The sequence below is a fragment of the Variovorax sp. V118 genome (assembly GCF_041154445.1).
In the GTDB taxonomy this organism is placed as follows: Bacteria; Pseudomonadota; Gammaproteobacteria; order Burkholderiales; family Burkholderiaceae_C; genus Variovorax; species Variovorax boronicumulans.
This window is the reverse complement of the sequence record NZ_AP028663.1, coordinates 6678924-6694631: the sequence shown is the minus strand read 5'-3', so window position 1 is coordinate 6694631 and position 15708 is coordinate 6678924. Positions and strand designations below refer to the sequence as shown.

23 protein-coding genes are annotated in these 15708 nt (G+C 65.5%); 20 read left to right on the top strand and 3 right to left on the bottom strand.

Going from position 1 to position 15708, the window contains the following annotated elements:
- Nucleotides 1-123: 123 nt before the first annotated feature.
- From tuf to ACAM52_RS31170, 15 genes are all read left to right on the top strand, one after another.
- Nucleotides 124-1317: an elongation factor Tu gene (gene tuf / locus ACAM52_RS31240; RefSeq protein WP_062478858.1), complete on the top strand. Its 1194-nt coding sequence runs from the start codon at nt 124-126 to the stop codon at nt 1315-1317.
- A gap of 21 nt (nt 1318-1338) precedes the next feature.
- Nucleotides 1339-1653: a 30S ribosomal protein S10 gene (gene rpsJ / locus ACAM52_RS31235; protein ID WP_007838118.1), complete on the top strand. Its 315-nt coding sequence runs from the start codon at nt 1339-1341 to the stop codon at nt 1651-1653.
- Between the two features lie 151 nt (nt 1654-1804).
- On the top strand, nt 1805-3385 hold the full coding sequence (locus tag ACAM52_RS31230) for a hypothetical protein (RefSeq protein ID WP_369645458.1): 1581 nt from the start codon (nt 1805-1807) through the stop codon (nt 3383-3385).
- Between the two features lie 16 nt (nt 3386-3401).
- Nucleotides 3402-3956, top strand: coding sequence for a hypothetical protein (locus ACAM52_RS31225; protein WP_369645457.1), 555 nt, complete (start codon nt 3402-3404; stop codon nt 3954-3956).
- 236 nt (nt 3957-4192) lie between these two features.
- Nucleotides 4193-4873, top strand: coding sequence for a 50S ribosomal protein L3 (gene rplC, locus ACAM52_RS31220; RefSeq protein WP_062478866.1), 681 nt, complete (start codon nt 4193-4195; stop codon nt 4871-4873).
- Nucleotides 4873-5493, top strand: a complete 621-nt coding sequence (gene rplD, locus ACAM52_RS31215; protein ID WP_062478869.1) for a 50S ribosomal protein L4 — start codon at nt 4873-4875, stop codon at nt 5491-5493. Before rplC ends, rplD begins: the two co-directional genes overlap by 1 nt.
- Nucleotides 5490-5825 carry a 50S ribosomal protein L23 gene (gene rplW, locus ACAM52_RS31210; RefSeq protein ID WP_056576559.1) on the top strand — a complete coding sequence of 112 codons (336 nt, stop codon included), beginning with the start codon at nt 5490-5492 and terminating at the stop codon, nt 5823-5825. Before rplD ends, rplW begins: the two co-directional genes overlap by 4 nt.
- A 2-nt stretch (nt 5826-5827) precedes the next feature.
- A complete protein-coding gene (gene rplB, locus ACAM52_RS31205) occupies nt 5828-6652 on the top strand; it encodes a 50S ribosomal protein L2 (protein ID WP_056576555.1) in 825 nt (274 codons plus the stop codon).
- A gap of 10 nt (nt 6653-6662) precedes the next feature.
- The gene (rpsS, locus tag ACAM52_RS31200) at nt 6663-6941 is read left to right on the top strand and encodes a 30S ribosomal protein S19 (RefSeq protein WP_062478874.1); all 279 of its coding nucleotides are present in this window, start codon (nt 6663-6665) and stop codon (nt 6939-6941) included.
- Nucleotides 6942-6950: 9 nt separating this feature from the next.
- Nucleotides 6951-7283, top strand: a complete 333-nt coding sequence (rplV, locus tag ACAM52_RS31195) for a 50S ribosomal protein L22 (RefSeq protein ID WP_007838134.1) — start codon at nt 6951-6953, stop codon at nt 7281-7283.
- Between the two features lie 17 nt (nt 7284-7300).
- Nucleotides 7301-8212 (top strand): 30S ribosomal protein S3, encoded by a 912-nt coding sequence (rpsC, locus tag ACAM52_RS31190; protein ID WP_062478877.1) that lies wholly within the window; start codon nt 7301-7303, stop codon nt 8210-8212.
- 52 nt (nt 8213-8264) lie between these two features.
- Entirely contained in the window at nt 8265-8681 is a 417-nt protein-coding gene (gene rplP / locus ACAM52_RS31185) for a 50S ribosomal protein L16 (protein WP_007838137.1), read from the top strand.
- Between the two features lie 55 nt (nt 8682-8736).
- Nucleotides 8737-8946, top strand: coding sequence for a 50S ribosomal protein L29 (gene rpmC, locus ACAM52_RS31180; RefSeq protein ID WP_056577224.1), 210 nt, complete (start codon nt 8737-8739; stop codon nt 8944-8946).
- A gap of 9 nt (nt 8947-8955) precedes the next feature.
- Nucleotides 8956-9225 carry a 30S ribosomal protein S17 gene (gene rpsQ, locus ACAM52_RS31175; RefSeq protein WP_062478880.1) on the top strand — a complete coding sequence of 90 codons (270 nt, stop codon included), beginning with the start codon at nt 8956-8958 and terminating at the stop codon, nt 9223-9225.
- A gap of 83 nt (nt 9226-9308) precedes the next feature.
- Nucleotides 9309-9815: a peroxiredoxin gene (locus ACAM52_RS31170; RefSeq protein WP_070061892.1), complete on the top strand. Its 507-nt coding sequence runs from the start codon at nt 9309-9311 to the stop codon at nt 9813-9815.
- Between the two features lie 7 nt (nt 9816-9822).
- On the opposite strand, the gene ACAM52_RS31165 is transcribed toward ACAM52_RS31170, so the two are convergent.
- Both ACAM52_RS31165 and ACAM52_RS31160 read right to left on the bottom strand, forming a co-directional pair.
- Nucleotides 9823-10413, bottom strand: a complete 591-nt coding sequence (locus tag ACAM52_RS31165; protein ID WP_369645456.1) for a GNAT family N-acetyltransferase — start codon at nt 10411-10413, stop codon at nt 9823-9825.
- Nucleotides 10410-11117 (bottom strand): cytochrome b/b6 domain-containing protein, encoded by a 708-nt coding sequence (locus ACAM52_RS31160; RefSeq protein WP_369645455.1) that lies wholly within the window; start codon nt 11115-11117, stop codon nt 10410-10412. The genes ACAM52_RS31165 and ACAM52_RS31160 overlap by 4 nt, the downstream gene beginning before the upstream one ends.
- 161 nt (nt 11118-11278) lie before the next feature.
- Here ACAM52_RS31160 and ACAM52_RS31155 point away from each other — a divergent pair, with 161 nt between their 5' ends.
- The gene (locus ACAM52_RS31155; RefSeq protein ID WP_062478890.1) at nt 11279-11725 is read left to right on the top strand and encodes a cytochrome c; all 447 of its coding nucleotides are present in this window, start codon (nt 11279-11281) and stop codon (nt 11723-11725) included.
- Between the two features lie 65 nt (nt 11726-11790).
- Here the strand turns inward: ACAM52_RS31155 and ACAM52_RS31150 are convergent, their stop codons facing one another.
- Complete coding sequence (locus ACAM52_RS31150; RefSeq protein ID WP_369645454.1) at nt 11791-12288, bottom strand: TlpA disulfide reductase family protein; 498 nt, start codon at nt 12286-12288, stop codon at nt 11791-11793.
- A 102-nt stretch (nt 12289-12390) separates the two neighbouring features.
- Here ACAM52_RS31150 and ACAM52_RS31145 point away from each other — a divergent pair, with 102 nt between their 5' ends.
- The 4 genes from ACAM52_RS31145 (at nt 12391) to ptsP (ending at nt 15625) form a co-directional block, all read left to right on the top strand.
- Nucleotides 12391-12927, top strand: a complete 537-nt coding sequence (locus tag ACAM52_RS31145; protein ID WP_369645453.1) for a hypothetical protein — start codon at nt 12391-12393, stop codon at nt 12925-12927.
- A 188-nt stretch (nt 12928-13115) separates the two neighbouring features.
- Nucleotides 13116-13571 (top strand): PTS sugar transporter subunit IIA, encoded by a 456-nt coding sequence (locus ACAM52_RS31140; protein WP_062478898.1) that lies wholly within the window; start codon nt 13116-13118, stop codon nt 13569-13571.
- Complete coding sequence (locus ACAM52_RS31135) at nt 13540-13809, top strand: HPr family phosphocarrier protein (protein ID WP_062478901.1); 270 nt, start codon at nt 13540-13542, stop codon at nt 13807-13809. Before ACAM52_RS31140 ends, ACAM52_RS31135 begins: the two co-directional genes overlap by 32 nt.
- Before the next feature lie 10 nt (nt 13810-13819).
- Nucleotides 13820-15625 carry a phosphoenolpyruvate--protein phosphotransferase gene (gene ptsP, locus ACAM52_RS31130; protein ID WP_095950137.1) on the top strand — a complete coding sequence of 602 codons (1806 nt, stop codon included), beginning with the start codon at nt 13820-13822 and terminating at the stop codon, nt 15623-15625.
- The last annotated feature ends 83 nt before the right edge of the window (nt 15626-15708 follow it).

The following is a 15708-nucleotide window of genomic DNA, read 5'->3' as shown; positions in this document are numbered from 1 at the left end:
CGCGCAGTGCGCGGCCCTTCTTGTCTGCGATCCGGTGCCGCCCTGTTCCCGTGCGGGGCGAACCAGCAATCGGATGCAGACATAAAACCAACACACGGGACATGCTCTTTCAAGGATTGAAAAATGGCAAAAGGTAAATTCACCCGCACCAAGCCGCACGTGAACGTGGGCACGATCGGTCACGTTGACCACGGCAAGACCACGCTGACGGCTGCGATCGCCACCGTGCTGTCGGCCAAGTTCGGCGGCGAAGCCAAGGCTTACGACCAGATCGACGCAGCGCCTGAAGAAAAGGCCCGCGGCATCACGATCAACACCGCGCACGTCGAGTACGAAACGGCCAACCGCCACTACGCACACGTCGACTGCCCCGGTCACGCCGACTACGTGAAGAACATGATCACCGGCGCTGCCCAGATGGACGGCGCCATCCTGGTGTGCTCGGCCGCTGACGGCCCGATGCCCCAGACCCGTGAACACATCCTGCTGGCTCGCCAGGTGGGCGTGGGCTACATCATCGTGTTCCTGAACAAGTGCGACATGGTCGACGACAAGGAACTGCTCGAGCTGGTCGAAATGGAAGTTCGCGAGCTCCTCGACAAGTACGAATTCCCCGGCGACGACACCCCCATCATCCACGGCTCGGCCAAGCTCGCCCTGGAAGGCGACAAGGGCGATCTGGGCGAAGGCGCCATCATGAAGCTGGCTGAAGCCCTGGACACGTACATCCCCACGCCCGAGCGCGCTGTGGACGGCACGTTCCTGATGCCCGTGGAAGACGTGTTCTCGATCTCGGGTCGCGGCACCGTGGTGACCGGCGCTGTCGAGCGCGGCGTGATCAAGGTCGGCGAAGAAATCGAAATCGTCGGTATCCGCCCCACCGTCAAGACCACCTGCACCGGCGTGGAAATGTTCCGCAAGCTGCTGGACCAGGGTCAAGCTGGCGACAACGTCGGCGTGCTGCTGCGCGGCACGAAGCGCGAAGAAGTCGAGCGCGGCCAAGTGCTGTGCAAGCCCGGCTCGATCAAGCCGCACGTGCACTTCACCGCCGAGGTGTATGTCCTGTCCAAGGACGAAGGTGGCCGTCACACGCCGTTCTTCAACAACTACCGTCCGCAGTTCTACTTCCGCACGACGGACGTGACCGGCGCGATCGAGCTGCCCGCGGACAAGGAAATGGTCATGCCTGGCGACAACGTCAGCATCACCGTGAAGCTGATCAACCCGATCGCGATGGAAGAAGGCCTGCGCTTCGCCATCCGTGAAGGCGGCCGTACCGTGGGTTCGGGCGTCGTGGCCAAGATCCTCGACATCTAAGCCGGACGCAAAGGAATCACCATGGCTACCAAGCAAAAGATCCGCATCCGCCTGAAGGCATTCGACTACAAGCTGATCGACCAGTCGGCCGCTGAAATCGTGGACACCGCCAAGCGCACCGGCGCGATCGTCAAGGGCCCCGTGCCCCTGCCGACCCGCATGAAGCGTTTCGACATCCTGCGTTCGCCGCACGTCAACAAGACGTCGCGCGACCAGCTGGAAATCCGCACGCACCAGCGCCTGATGGACATCGTCGACCCCACCGACAAGACCGTGGACGCGCTGATGAAGCTCGACCTGCCGGCCGGCGTCGACGTCGAGATCAAGCTGCAGTAATTCGACCTCGCGTCGCATTCCGAGCACAGCCCGCCTGCAGAAATGCAGGCGGGCTTTTTTGTGCTTCACGTTTGTTTCTCAAGTGTGGCATCCTCGCGCACCGGCCTGCGGGACGCAGTGCGCCGGGGCTGAAACGAGGGCAGCACACGTGATGAGCCAGAAGTTCTCTTTTGCATTCGGTGCGGCGTGCATCGCGGCGGCATTGCTGGCAGGTTGCGGTGGGGGGGGGGGTGGTGGCGGAGGCGGCGGTGGGTTTCCCATCGGCCTGCCGATCGTGCTGAACCCGGTCGCCCTGAGCGGGAAAGCCACTTACGACTCGGTGCCAAACAACAACGGGCCCCTCCTGTACGCGAGCACCACGGCCAAGCCTGTGCGCGGCGCCACGGTGGAGGTGCTCGATGCCAACACATCGGCGCAGCTCGCGTTGACCACCACGGATGACGGTGGCAATTACGCGGTCTCGGTGCCGGCGAACACGAACATCACCGTGCGCGTCCGGGCCCAGCTGACCCGGACCGGTCCGGGCGCGACCTGGGATGTCACGGTGCGCGACAACACCCGCAGCGATGCGCTGTACTCGATGCAGTCGGCGAGCTTTTCTTCGGGAAGCGTGGCATTGACGCGCGACCTGCGTGCGGACAGCGGCTGGGGAGGTTCTGGCTACAGCGGGACGCGCGTCGCAGCGCCGTTCGCCGTGCTCGACACGATCTACACCTCCATGCAGAAGGTGCTGTCGGTGGCGCCAGCTTCGGCGTTTCCTGTGCTGAAGGTTTTCTGGAGTGCCGACAATGCGCCGTCCACGTCGATCAACCTCGCGACAGGGCAAATCGGCACGACCTTCTTCTTCAACAACGGAAGCAGCGGTCGGCAGATCTATGTGCTGGGCAAGGAGAACGTCGACACCGACGAGTTCGACGCACCGGTGATCGCGCATGAGTGGGGGCACTATTACCAGTCGGCGTTCAGCCGCGACGATTCGATGGGGGGCGAGCATGACGGAACGGATCGTCTCGACCGGCGGCTCGCTTTTTCCGAAGGCTGGGGCAATGCATGGTCGGGCATCGCCCTGAACCGGAGCAACTACGTGGACTCGACGGGTGCGCAGCAGGGCGACGGTGGGCGGCTGGATCTGTCCGCCGGCCCCCCGACCGGCAACCCGGGCTGGTTCCGCGAACTGTCGGTCCAGGCCATCCTGTGGAACCTCAACCGGCAAGCCGGCTTCAAGCCCATCCACGACACCTTGACTGGCTTCCAGTTCCGAAGCGGCGCGCCGGTCACGTCGATCCACGCCTTCGCCGCCGCGTTCAATGCGACGTCGCCTGGCAACGCCTCGGCGCTGAACAGCCTGTTGGCTGGGCAGGGCATCACCTCCAGCGATGCATTCGGCACGGGCGAGTCGAACGACGGCGGGGTGCCAAGAGCGCTGCCGATGTACGGAGCCTTGACGGTTGGTCCGGCGCCGAGCAGTGCCTGCGTCTCCAATGCGGCGGGTACCGGCAACAAGCACGGCAGCATTGCCTACCTGCGCTTCACCGCGCCGGCGAACCGGGACTACCAGGTCACGGTCGGGGGCGCCACGCTGCCGGACTTCGACGTCTTCCGGGGCGGAGAGATCGCCCGGTCGGGTAATCGGGTCAGCCTGAGTGCGGGTGAGTACGTTCTGGCAGTGCGGGATGCCGCAATGACGAGCTCCTCTGCTTCGCCGCTGTGCCTCAGCGTGCTTGTTCAATAGGAAGGGAAGGCTCGCGATGATCCTGAACACTCGCCTCTCTTTGGCTGCCGCGTTGGCGGCGGGACTTGCACTGTCCGCGCTCCCCGTGCCCGCCCTGGCCGACGGCATGCCGCCGGCGCGCACCACTGCGAAGCTGTCGGCTGCAACCTCGAAGGATGCGGCCACCCCCTGGGTGACCGCATCGAGAAAACCCAATGACTCCGGCGTCAAGCTGCAGTACCGGCTGGGCGGTGCGCCTCAGGCCGGCAAGCCGACTGTCGTCGTTCTGCAGTTCGACGGCGTCAGCGACCCCGCGGGCGCCAGCGTGACGCTGACGGTCGATGCGGGCCTGACGCTGTCCGGCAGCGCGTCGCTGAGCCTGCCGCCGGGACAGCGCTCCGACACTTCCGTCACGGTGGTCAGCCAGGGGGAGGGTCTGGCCTACCTGAATGTGTTCATCAAGCAGGCTGGTCGGACCAGTGCCATTTCCATCCCGATCCAGACCGGCGCGGCGGCGCCCGCCATGAAGGCCAATGGCGAGATCAAGTCGCTGCCAGGCGGCGACAACATCATCTCGCTGCCCGCGAAATAGGCCCGAAAGCCACCCGAAACGGGGCTGGAACCCCCTGAATCCGGCCCCAAAAGGGCCACTTGCGCCCCGGTTCGACTGCGGGCTATAATCTCTGGCTCTGCCCTTGTTGCGTCCGTTTGGGCGCCGTTCTGGCGGAGATTTATCAACCTTCTCTCGCAGGCCGGGAAACCAGCCAAACGCTGTCGCCAATTGAAGTGGCAGCGGCGAAGGAAGTCTTCCATTTTTGGAGAAAACAAATGAGTCTGAGCAACTCCCTCGGGTTGCTGGGCCGCAAGGTGGGGATGATGCGTCTCTTCACCGATGACGGGGACGCAGTTCCTGTCACGGTGGTGGATGTGTCCAACAACCGTGTGACCCAGATCAAGTCCCAAGAGACCGATGGCTACGTCGCCCTGCAGGTGACGTTCGGTTCGCGCAAAGCATCGCGCGTGACCAAGCCCCAAGCCGGCCACCTTGCCAAGGCAGGTGTCGAAGCTGGTGAAATCATCCAGGAATTCCGCGTCACCGCCGATACCGCAGGTCAGCACAAGGCTGGCGGCGTGATCGCGGCAAGCAGCGTGTTCTCCGTGGGCCAGAAGGTGGACGTGCAAGGCACGACCATCGGCAAGGGCTACGCCGGCACGATCAAGCGTCACAACATGAGCTCGCAGCGCGCGTCGCACGGTAACAGCCGTTCGCACAACGTGCCCGGCTCGATCGGCATGGCACAAGACCCCGGTCGCGTGTTCCCCGGCAAGCGCATGACGGGCCACCTCGGCGACGTCACCCGCACGACGCAAAACCTCGACGTGTTCCGTATCGACGAAGCACGTCAGCTGCTGCTCATCAAGGGCGCGATCCCGGGTTCGAAGGGTGGCTTCGTCACCGTGCGTCCCGCCATCAAGGCCAAGCCGCAAGCGGCTGAAGGAGCGAAGTAATGCAACTCGAACTCCTGAACGAACAAGGCCAGGCCGCGTCGAAGTACGACGCCCCCGAGACCGTGTTCGGCCGTGACTACAACGAAGACCTGGTCCACCAGATCGTCGTTGCATTCCAGGCCAACGCCCGTCAAGGCACGCGCGCCCAGAAGGACCGCGAACAGGTCAAGCACTCGACCAAGAAGCCTTTCAAGCAAAAGGGAACGGGCCGCGCCCGCGCCGGTATGACGTCCTCGCCCCTGTGGCGCGGAGGCGGCCGGATCTTCCCGAACATGCCTGACGAAAACTTCTCGCAGAAGATCAACAAGAAGATGTACCGCGCCGGCATGGCCTCCATCTTCTCGCAGCTCGCTCGCGAAGGCCGTCTGGCCGTGGTTGATTCGCTGACCGTGGATTCGCCCAAGACGAAGCCGCTGGCAGCCCGTTTCAAGGCAATGAATCTCGAGTCCGTGCTCGTGATCGCCGAAGAAGTCGACGAAAACCTGTACCTTGCCTCGCGCAATCTGGTCAACATCCTCGTGGTCGAACCCCGTTACGCCGATCCGGTGTCGCTGGTTCACTACAAGAAGGTGCTGGTCACCAAGGGTGCCGTCGACAAGCTCAAGGAGATGTTCGCATGAGCCGCGTGAACCCCACCCCTGCACAACGTAAGTTCGACGAAGGCCGTCTCATGAACGTGCTGGTCGCACCGATCGTGTCCGAAAAGGCCACGATGGTCGGCGAGAAGTCGAACGCTGTCACTTTCAAGGTGCTGCAAGACGCCACCAAGCCCGAGATCAAGGCCGCTGTTGAACTGATGTTCAAGGTCGAAGTCCAGGGCGTGTCGGTGCTCAACACCAAGGGCAAGACCAAGCGCTTTGGCAAGTCCATCGGCCGCCGCGACAACGTGCGCAAGGCTTATGTGACGCTGAAGGCCGGTCAAGAGCTCAACCTCGTCGGGGAAGGCGCTTAATCATGGCCGTCATCAAGATGAAACCCACTTCGCCGGGCCAACGCGGCGCGGTGAAGATTTCGCGTGACCACCTGCACAAGGGTGCGCCTCACGCAGCCCTGCTGGAGCCCCAGTTCCAGAAGGCCGGCCGTAACAACAACGGTCACATCACGATCCGCCATCGTGGCGGTGGTGCCAAGCACCACTACCGCATTGTCGACTTCGTGCGCAACAAGGACGGCATCCCGGCCAAGGTCGAACGCATCGAGTACGATCCGAACCGCACCGCCCACATCGCTCTGGTCTGCTACGCCGATGGCGAGCGCCGCTACATCATCGCCCCGCGCGGTCTGGAAGCCGGTGCAACCCTGATGTCGGGCGCCGAAGCCCCGATCCGCGCCGGCAACACCCTGCCGATCCGCAACATCCCCGTGGGTTCGACGATCCACTGCATCGAACTGCAACCCGGCAAGGGCGCGCAGATCGCACGTTCGGCCGGTACCTCGGCCACGCTGCTGGCCCGTGAAGGCGTCTACGCCCAGGTCCGCATGCGTTCGGGCGAAGTCCGTCGCATTCACATCGAATGCCGCGCGACCATCGGTGAAGTGGCCAACGAAGAACACAGCCTGCGCCAGCTCGGCAAGGCCGGTGTGAAGCGTCACATGGGTATTCGCCCGACCGTTCGCGGCGTGGTGATGAACCCGGTCGACCACCCGCACGGTGGTGGCGAAGGCAAGACTGGCGAAGGCCGCCATCCTGTCGACCCGTGGGGCAATCTGACCAAGGGCTATCGCACCCGTAACAACAAGCGCACGCAGGTCTTCATCGTGTCGCGTCGCAAGAAGTAAGGGATAGCCAATGACTCGCTCTCTCAAAAAGGGTCCTTTCGTCGACCACCACCTCGTGGCCAAGGCCGACAAGGCCGTGACGAACAAGGACAAGAAGCCGATCAAGACCTGGTCGCGCCGCTCGATGGTTCTGCCCGAGTTCATCGGTCTGACCATCGCTGTGCACAACGGCAAGCAACACGTGCCCGTGTACATCACCGACCAGATGGTCGGCCACAAGCTCGGCGAATTTGCGCTCACGCGCACGTTCAAGGGGCACCCCGCGGACAAAAAAGTCCAGAAGAAGTAAGGAACGACCATGTCTGAAACACGTGCAGTCCTCCGCGGTGTCCGCCTGTCGGTCGACAAGGGCCGTCTGGTCGCGGACCTGATCCGCGGCAAGAAGGTCGATCAAGCGCTCAACGTTCTGCAATTCACGCAGAAGAAGGCCGCTGTGATCATCAAGAAGGTGCTCGAGTCGGCGATTGCCAACGCCGAGCACAACGACGGTGCCGACATCGACGAGCTGAAGGTCAAGACCATCTACGTCGAGCAAGGTGCAACGCTCAAGCGCTTCACGGCGCGCGCCAAGGGTCGCGGCAATCGCATCAGCAAGCCCACGTGCCATGTGTACGTGACGGTTGGCAACTAAGAAGGCCTGGAAGAAATATGGGACAGAAAATCCACCCAACCGGGTTCCGCCTTGCGGTCACCCGTAACTGGTCCAGCCGTTGGTACGCAAGCGACCGCGATTTCGCGGGCATGCTGGCCGAAGACATCAAGGTTCGCGAATACCTGAAGAAGAAGCTGAAGAACGCTTCGGTGTCGCGCGTCATGATCGAGCGTCCCGCCAAGAACGCACGCATCACGATCTACTCGGCTCGTCCGGGCGTCGTGATCGGCAAGAAGGGCGAAGACATCGAGAACCTCAAGCGCGAACTGGGCAAGCAGCTCGGCGTGCCGGTTGCGGTCAACATCGAAGAAGTGCGCAAGCCCGAAATCGATGCGCAGCTGATCGCCGACAGCATCACGCAGCAGCTCGAAAAGCGGATCATGTTCCGCCGCGCCATGAAGCGCGCCATGCAAAACGCCATGCGTCTGGGTGCCCTGGGCATCAAGATCATGTCGGCTGGCCGTCTGAACGGCATCGAAATCGCACGTACCGAGTGGTACCGCGAAGGCCGCGTGCCACTTCACACTCTGCGCGCCGACATCGACTACGGCACCTCGGAAGCCAAGACCACCTACGGCGTCATCGGCGTCAAGGTCTGGGTCTACAAGGGCGACACGCTGGGTCGCAACGACCTGCCGGCCGTCGAAACGCCGCGTCCGGACGAAGAGCGCCGCCCGCGTGGTCCCCGCCGTGATGGTCGCCCTGGCGACCGTCCGGGTGGCGACCGTCGTGGTCCCGGCCCCCGTGCCGGTGCCCGTGGTCCGATCGGTGGCAACACCGCTCCGGCCGATGGCAGCGACAAGCCCGCAGAAGCAACCGGCGGTGCCGGTGCAGACTCGAAACCCGCCGTTAAGCGCGTCCGCAAAGCCGCGCCCGCTGCAGCAGCGGACGGTGCCAAGACCGAGTAATCGGTCGCTCCCGGGCACGCAAGTGCCTGGGGCCCTCACGGAGTAACAAAACATGCTGCAACCTGCACGCAGAAAGTTCCGCAAGGAACAAAAGGGCCGCAACACCGGCATCGCAACCACGGGTAACTCGGTTGCGTTCGGTGACTTCGGTCTCAAATGCACCGACCGCGGTCGCCTCACGGCGCGCCAGATCGAAGCCGCTCGTCGCGCGATCTCGCGTCACGTGAAGCGCGGTGGCCGTATCTGGATCCGCGTGTTCCCGGACAAGCCGATCTCTACCAAGCCCGCTGAAGTGCGGATGGGTAACGGTAAGGGCAACCCCGAGTACTACGTCGCTGAAATCCAGCCTGGCAAGATCGTGTTCGAGATCGTCGGCGTGCCCGAAGAACTCGCCCGCGAAGCGTTCCGCCTGGCCGCCGCCAAGCTTCCGCTGCGCACGACGTTCGTCGCTCGCCAGCTCGGCGCCTGAGAGGAGAACATCCATGGCAACACGTAAGAAGAAAGAAACCGCGGCTTCGGCCAAGTTGACGAAGGCCGCAACCCTGCGCACGAAGGACGTCGCAGGCCTGCAAGCCGAAATCAAGGATCTGCAGAAGGCCCACTTCGGCCTGCGCATGCAGAAGGCCACGCAACAGCTGTCGAACACCACGACGCTGCGCGTGACGCGTCGCGACATCGCTCGCGCCAAGACCATTCTTGCTCAGAAAGAGCAAGAGACCCAAGCCGCCAAGTAAGGAGTGAACATGACGGAAGCTAAAAAATCCCTCAAGCGCACCTTGATCGGCAAGGTGGTCAGCGACAAGCGTGCCAAGACCGTGACCGTGCTGGTCGAGCGCCGTGTGAAGCACGAGCTCTACGGCAAGATCGTGGCCAAGACGAGCAAGTACCACGCCCATGACGAAAAGGGCGAGTACCACCTCGGCGACACCATCGAGATCACGGAAAGCCGCCCGATCTCGAAGACCAAGAACTGGGTCGTGACCCGTCTGGTCGAGAAGGCCGTCCTGGTCTGATCAGGCACTCGGTCGCCCTCGAGGCAACCCATCCGGAAACGGCCCACAATGTGGGCCGTTTTTCTTTTTCAGGAGCAATTCACATGATCAAAGTCGGCGACACCCTTCCTTCGGCCACCCTGCAGGAATATTCCGAAGTGGAGGGCGAGGGCTGCAGCATCGGCCCGAACCCGGTCGACGTGACCAAGGCCACCGCGGGCAAGACCATCGCGCTGTTCGCATTGCCGGGCGCCTTCACGCCCACCTGCTCGGCCAAGCACGTGCCGGGCTACGTGCAGCACTTCGACGATTTCAAGGCCGCCGGCGTGGACGAGATCTGGTGCGTGAGCGTGAACGACGCCTTCGTGATGGGCGCCTGGGCGCGCGACCAGAAGACCGGCGCCAAGGTGCGCATGCTGGCCGACGGCAGCGCCGACTTCGCGAAGGCCACAGGCCTCACGCTTGACCTGACCGGCCGCGGCATGGGCCTGCGCAGCAACCGCTACTCGATGCTCGTGAAGGACGGCAAGGTCGCGACGCTGAACGTCGAAGGCCCGGGCAAGTTCGAAGTGAGCGACGCCGACACGCTGCTGGCGCAAGCCCGCGGCTGAGCCCGGTCTAGAGATCTACTTTGAGGTAGTGAGCCCCGGCGACGGGGTTGTGATAGTAGGGCGGCACCTCCGCGAAGCCCAGGTCTTCGTAGAGAGCGCGCGCCGACTCCATGTCGTCGAGGGTGTCGAGCAGCACGCAGGCATAGCCTGCGCTGCGGGCCGCATCGAGGATGGCCTCGGCCAGTTGCCGGCCGAGCCCGAGCCCCCGGAACCCGGGGCGCACATATAGCCGTTTCATTTCCGCCGCGTTCGCGTAGTCCGTGCTGTCGATCGGGCGCAGCGCGCAGCAGCCCGCCACGTGGGCGAGCGTGCCGTCGGCGCGCTTCAGCGTGGGCGCGGCGCGGCCGGCGTCTTCGTTCACATGGGCGGGATCGACCAGCGCCAGCAGCAAGGTGCCGCGCGGCTCGGCGTACTCGCCGGGGAGTCCGGCCAATTCGCCGTCGAAATCCTGGAAGTCGAGGTCGATGGCCAGCGAGCCTGCGTAGTCGCGGAAGATCGCGCGCACGGCGTCGACTTCATGCGGTTCGTCGGGCGTGAGCAGCACCACGGCCGGCGTGTCCGACAGCGGCAGCGGGCGGGAGACGGAAAAGCCGCTCATACGCGCAACGACGCCACCCAGAACGCCACGCCCGCGCACAGCGCGAACAGCACCAGCGCCAGCGTGCGCGACACCGCATCGTCGCGGCTCGGGGCCACGCCGTTGCCATTGCCGTTCCCGTTGGCGGCCGCACCGGCGACCACCAGCTTGTCGCCCGACAGCATCGGCCCAACCAGCCGGTGCCGCTTGACCAGCACATAGAACAGCACCGCCAGCACATGCAGGCTCACCAGGGCGATCACGATCCACTTGCCCTGCGCCTTGTGCCAGCCTGTCGCCAGGCTCACCATCGCGCCCGACACGAAGCGGGTCAGCGGCCCGGAGGCGGAAATCTCGTCGTCGGCCATCAGCCCGGTGGCGACCTGCAGGATCAACAGCGCCAGCACCGCGAACACCGACAGCGCACCCAGCGGCGTGTGGCCGATCAGGTGGTCGGGGTGCGACTTGCCGCGCAGGTAGGCGATGACCGAGCCCGGCGCATAGATGAAGGCCGCGAAGCGCGACCAGCGCCCGCCCACGACCCCCCAGATCAGCCGGAACAGCAGCAGCGCCAGCACGGTGTAGCCGAGGCGGAAATGCCATTCCATGATGCCGTTCAGGCCCGTCACGATCAGGCCGATCACGGCGAAGGCGAGCGCCCAGTGAAAGAGGCGGGTCGGCAGGTCCCAGACGCGTGTGCGGGCCGCCGAGAGGGTGTCGGTCATCGAAAAAGGCGCCGGGGCGCGAGGCTGCGGAAGGCGCAGATTAGCAAAGTCCGGCCCGGTCGTTCCACCGGGTTGTTGCTATGCGCCCGACACGGGCAGCCCCTACACTGCCTGCAGCACCGCGTTCGACGGTGCCCAAAACCCCCACACAAGGACCCACGATGACCCGTTTTGCTTCGTTCGCCCTTGCAGCCGCCTGCGCTGCGATGTCCCTGCCCGCCGCGGCACAGTTTGCCAAGCCCGAAGATGCCATCAAGTACCGCCAGAGCGCGCTGTTCGTGATGGCCCAGCACTTCGGCCGCCTCGGCGCCATGGCCAACGGCCGGGCGCCCTACGACGCTGCCGCCGCTGCCGCCAACGCCGAGATCGTCGCCGACATGGCCAAGCTGCCCTGGGCCGGCTTCGGCGCCGGTACCGAAGGCGGCAAGGCCAAGCCCGAAGTCTGGAAGGAAGCCGCGAAGTTCAAGGAGCACCAGGACAAGGTGATCGCCGAGACCGGCAAGCTGGTGGTTGCCGCCAAGGCCGGCAACATCGACGCCCTCAAGGCCCAGTTCGGCCCGACCGGCGCGAGCTGCAAGGCCTGCCACGACAGCTTCCGCAACCAGTAAGCCGAGGGCTTTCGCCACGAAAAAGGCGCTCCTCGGAGCGCCTTTTGCTTTGCTGGGGCCGAAGGTCAGGCCTCGGCCAGGAGTTTTTCGATCAGCTTGTGCAGCTCGGCGAAGTCGGGCTCGCCCACGTAGCGCTTCACGATCTCGCCCTTCTTGTTGACGATGAAGGTGGTTGGCGTGAGCTTCACGTCGCCCCAGGCCTGCGCCACGCTGCCGGTGTTGTCGATCGCCACCTTGAACGGCAGCTTGCGGGTTTCGGCGAAGTTGACGACGTAGCTCGGCGGGTCGTAGCTCATGGCCACCGCCAGCGTGTCGTAGCCCTGGGCCTTGTACTTGTCGTAGGTCGAGATCACCTTGGGCATCTCGGCCACGCAGGTCACGCAACTCGTGGCCCAGAAGTTGACCAGCGTGACCTTGCCCTTCAGGTCGGCCGTGCTCTTGGTGGTGCCGTCGAGCAGCACGAAGGTCGAGGCCGGGGCGGTGGTGCTGCCCGAACCGAGGTACACGCCCACGCCGGCGGCCAAGGCGATCACGACGGCGGCGGCAGCGATGTATTTTTTCATGGGCACCTGAATGAGAGAGGCGGCGCGATTTTAGTTCCGCGTGCCGGAACGCGCCGGCGCACGCGCTTCATTCCCCGAAGGCCGCTCGATAATCGTCCTCCGATGCCCTCGCTTCCTTCCCCCTCCTGGCCCGTGCTGGCCCTGGCCGCCGTGCTGGGCGCCTGCAGCCCCACCTTCAACTGGCGCGAAGTGCCGATCGCCGACGCCGGCCTGGTCGCGCTGCTGCCCTGCAAGGCCGACCGCGCCCAGCGCGCGGTGCCGCTGGGTGCCGAGTCGGTGCAGGTCGACATGACCGGCTGCGAAGCCGGCGGCGCGACCTTCGCCGTGGCCCATGCCGCCGCGACCAGCCCGGCGCAGGCCGAGGCCTGGCTCACGGCCTGGCGCACGGCCACGCACGGCCAGCTGGGCATCGCGCAGGTGATCCAGGGGCCGGCCACCTTGCCGCGCGCCACGGCCGTTCCCGCACCGTGGCGGCTCGACGGGCAATCGGCGCAGCAGGGCGTGGCGCCGGTCCAGGTGCTCTGGTTTGCGCAGTCGCAGAAAGACGGCAGCGTGTCGCTCTACCAGGCCACCGTGCTCGGCCGGCCGTCCTCGCCCGAGGCGACCAAGACCTTCTTCGAGGGCCTGCGCCTGCCATGAGCAGGGGCCGGCCGACAGGCCGCGATGCGCGGGCCAGCTATCGTTTTCATAGCTGTTGCCGCGGCGCAAACCGACATCCCGGCCACGCGCCCGCCATGGCCGCTTTCCCCGGCTGCCGCGTTGTGTCCTCGATGTCTCTACTTCCTTTGGGCGCCCCCGCATAATCGACGCGTCGTCCTCCGAGCCGCATGAACAGCATCCTCATCATTGCCCACTCCCCGTTCGCACAGGCGCTGCGGCAGTGCGCGCTGCATGTGTTCCCCGACTGCGAACAGGCGGTCGTGGCCCTCGACGTGCTGCCCAACGTGTCGCCCGAGGAAACGCTGGCCGCCGCGCGCATCACGCTCGCGCAGCAATTGCATGCCCCGCGCTCGCAGGTGCTGGTGCTGGCCGACGTGTTCGGCGCCACGCCCTGCAACGTCGCGCAGAAGCTGGTGGACGGCGTGCGCTCGCGGCTCGTGGCCGGTGTCAACCTGCCGATGCTGCTGCGCGCCGTCACCTACCGCCACGAACCGCTCGACACCCTGGTGCAGCGGGCCCTCGCGGGCGGCACCGCCGGCGTGATGCAGGTGGCGGTGGCGGCTCCCCAGAACCAGGCGAAAAGAAAGCACAGTGATCAAGAAATCCGTGACCATCAGCAATAAGCTGGGCCTGCACGCACGCGCGTCGGCCAAGCTGACCAAGCTCGCCGGCAGCTTCCCCTGCGAGGTGTGGCTGTCGCGCGGCGACCGCCGCATCAACGCCAAGAGCATCATGGGCGTCATGATGCTGGCCGCCGGCCTCGGCGTGACCGTCGAGCTCGAGACCAACGGCCCGCAGGAAGATGAAGCCATGAACGCCATCGTCCAACTGATGGACGACAAGTTCGGCGAAGGCGAATAAGGACCCGCGCATGACCTTCGCAGTCCACGGTCTCCCGGTCGCCCGTGGCATTGCCATCGGCCGCGCGGTGCTGGTCGTGTCCAGCCGCATCGACGTGGCGCACTACTTCATCAAGCCCGAGGAGATCGAGACCGAGATCGACCGCGTGCGCACCGCGCGCAATGCGGTGGCCGACGAGCTCACCAAGCTGCAGGCCAGCGTGGCGCAGATGGGCCCGAACGACGCGCCGCACGAGCTCGCGGCGCTGCTCGAGGTGCACCAGATGCTGCTGCAGGACGACGTGCTCAGCGGCGGGGTGAAGCACTGGATCAGCGAGCGGCTGTACAACGCCGAATGGGCGCTGACCACGCAGCTTGAAATCATCGCGCGCCAGTTCGACGAGATGGAAGACCCGTACCTGCGCGAGCGCAAGGCCGACCTCGAACAGGTGGTCGAGCGCATGCTGCATCGCATGAAGGGCACGGCCGCCGTGCTCGCGCCGAGCCCGCCGCGGCGCAAGCGCGCCGCCGCCGCGCACGACGACGAGGACGACGACCCCACCGCGGGCGACGGCTTCGACGTGCCGCTGGTGCTCATTGCGCACGACCTCTCGCCGGCCGACATGCTGCAGTTCAAGAAGAGCGTGTTCGCGGGCTTCGTGACCGACGTGGGCGGGCGCACCTCGCACACCGCCATCGTCGCGCGCAGCATGGACATCCCGGCCATCGTCGGTGCGCGCTCCGCGAGCCAGCTGGTGCGCCAGGACGACTGGGTCATCATCGACGGCGAGGCCGGCGTGATGATCGTCGACCCGTCGCCGATCATCCTGGCCGAGTACGGCTTCAAGCAGCGCCAGGGCGACCTCGAGCGCGGGCGGCTCGCGCGGCTGCGCCACAAGCCCGCCGTCACGCTCGACGGCCAGCGCGTCGACCTGCTGGCCAACATCGAGATGCCCGAGGACACGGCCGGCGCCGTCAAGGCCGGCGCCGTGGGCGTGGGCCTCTTTCGCAGCGAATTCCTCTTCATGGGCCGCGAGAACTCGGCGCGCCAGACGCGCCTGCCCGACGAGGAAGAGCAGTACCAGGCCTACAAGCGCGCGGTCGAGGGCATGCAGGGCATGCCCGTCACCATCCGCACCATCGACGTGGGCGCCGACAAGCCGCTGGACGGCAAATCGGGCAGCAAGCAGGAGCACCTGAACCCCGCGCTCGGCCTGCGCGCCATCCGCTGGAGCCTGGCCGATCCGGCGATGTTCCTCACGCAGCTGCGCGCCATCCTGCGCGCGGCGGCGCACGGCGAGATCCACCTGCTCATTCCGATGCTCGCACACGCCAGCGAGATCCGCCAGACGCTGTCGCTCATCGACTTCGCGCGCGCCGAACTCGACAACCGCGGCGCGGTCTACGGCCCGGTCAAGCTCGGCGCCATGATCGAGATTCCGGCCGCCGCGCTCACGCTCAAGACCTTCCTGAAGCACTTCGACTTCCTGTCGATCGGCACCAACGACCTGATCCAGTACACGCTGGCCATCGACCGCGCCGACGAGGCCGTCGCCCACCTGTACGACCCCGCGCACCCCGCGGTGCTCAAGCTCGTGGCCGACACCATCGCCGAGTGTCGCCGCCAGGGCAAGGGCGTGTCGGTGTGCGGCGAGATGGCCGGCGATGTCGCCTTCACGCGCCTGCTGCTGGGCCTGGGCCTGCGCAGCTTCTCCATGCACCCCTCGCGCATCCTCGCCGTGAAGCAGGAAGTGCTGCGCGCCGACACCGGCAAGCTCGAGCCCTGGGCGCAGGGCGTGCTCGACGCGGACGATCCCGCCGCGGCGCTCGCGGGCTGAGCCCGCGCTTTCGCATACCTTTGTCTTCGTGATGCACCGTGAAAACGGTGGGTTGCGGGCCGAACGAAACAAACCGAAATACG

Bases quoted from the DNA above. Each gene is read 5' to 3' on its own strand.
- tuf (WP_062478858.1), top strand. From the start codon at position 124: ATGGCAAAAGGTAAATTCACCCGCACCAAGCCGCACGTGAACGTGGGC.
- rpsJ (WP_007838118.1), top strand. From the start codon at position 1,339: ATGGCTACCAAGCAAAAGATCCGCATCCGCCTGAAGGCATTCGACTAC.
- ACAM52_RS31230 (WP_369645458.1), top strand. From the start codon at position 1,805: ATGAGCCAGAAGTTCTCTTTTGCATTCGGTGCGGCGTGCATCGCGGCG.
- ACAM52_RS31225 (WP_369645457.1), top strand. From the start codon at position 3,402: ATGATCCTGAACACTCGCCTCTCTTTGGCTGCCGCGTTGGCGGCGGGA.
- rplC (WP_062478866.1), top strand. From the start codon at position 4,193: ATGAGTCTGAGCAACTCCCTCGGGTTGCTGGGCCGCAAGGTGGGGATG.
- rplD (WP_062478869.1), top strand. From the start codon at position 4,873: ATGCAACTCGAACTCCTGAACGAACAAGGCCAGGCCGCGTCGAAGTAC.
- rplW (WP_056576559.1), top strand. From the start codon at position 5,490: ATGAGCCGCGTGAACCCCACCCCTGCACAACGTAAGTTCGACGAAGGC.
- rplB (WP_056576555.1), top strand. From the start codon at position 5,828: ATGGCCGTCATCAAGATGAAACCCACTTCGCCGGGCCAACGCGGCGCG.
- rpsS (WP_062478874.1), top strand. From the start codon at position 6,663: ATGACTCGCTCTCTCAAAAAGGGTCCTTTCGTCGACCACCACCTCGTG.
- rplV (WP_007838134.1), top strand. From the start codon at position 6,951: ATGTCTGAAACACGTGCAGTCCTCCGCGGTGTCCGCCTGTCGGTCGAC.
- rpsC (WP_062478877.1), top strand. From the start codon at position 7,301: ATGGGACAGAAAATCCACCCAACCGGGTTCCGCCTTGCGGTCACCCGT.
- rplP (WP_007838137.1), top strand. From the start codon at position 8,265: ATGCTGCAACCTGCACGCAGAAAGTTCCGCAAGGAACAAAAGGGCCGC.
- rpsQ (WP_062478880.1), top strand. From the start codon at position 8,956: ATGACGGAAGCTAAAAAATCCCTCAAGCGCACCTTGATCGGCAAGGTG.
- ACAM52_RS31170 (WP_070061892.1), top strand. From the start codon at position 9,309: ATGATCAAAGTCGGCGACACCCTTCCTTCGGCCACCCTGCAGGAATAT.
- ACAM52_RS31165 (WP_369645456.1), bottom strand. From the start codon at position 10,413: ATGAGCGGCTTTTCCGTCTCCCGCCCGCTGCCGCTGTCGGACACGCCG.
- ACAM52_RS31160 (WP_369645455.1), bottom strand. From the start codon at position 11,117: ATGACCGACACCCTCTCGGCGGCCCGCACACGCGTCTGGGACCTGCCG.
- ACAM52_RS31155 (WP_062478890.1), top strand. From the start codon at position 11,279: ATGACCCGTTTTGCTTCGTTCGCCCTTGCAGCCGCCTGCGCTGCGATG.
- ACAM52_RS31150 (WP_369645454.1), bottom strand. From the start codon at position 12,288: ATGAAAAAATACATCGCTGCCGCCGCCGTCGTGATCGCCTTGGCCGCC.
- ACAM52_RS31145 (WP_369645453.1), top strand. From the start codon at position 12,391: ATGCCCTCGCTTCCTTCCCCCTCCTGGCCCGTGCTGGCCCTGGCCGCC.
- ACAM52_RS31140 (WP_062478898.1), top strand. From the start codon at position 13,116: ATGAACAGCATCCTCATCATTGCCCACTCCCCGTTCGCACAGGCGCTG.
- ptsP (WP_095950137.1), top strand. From the start codon at position 13,820: ATGACCTTCGCAGTCCACGGTCTCCCGGTCGCCCGTGGCATTGCCATC.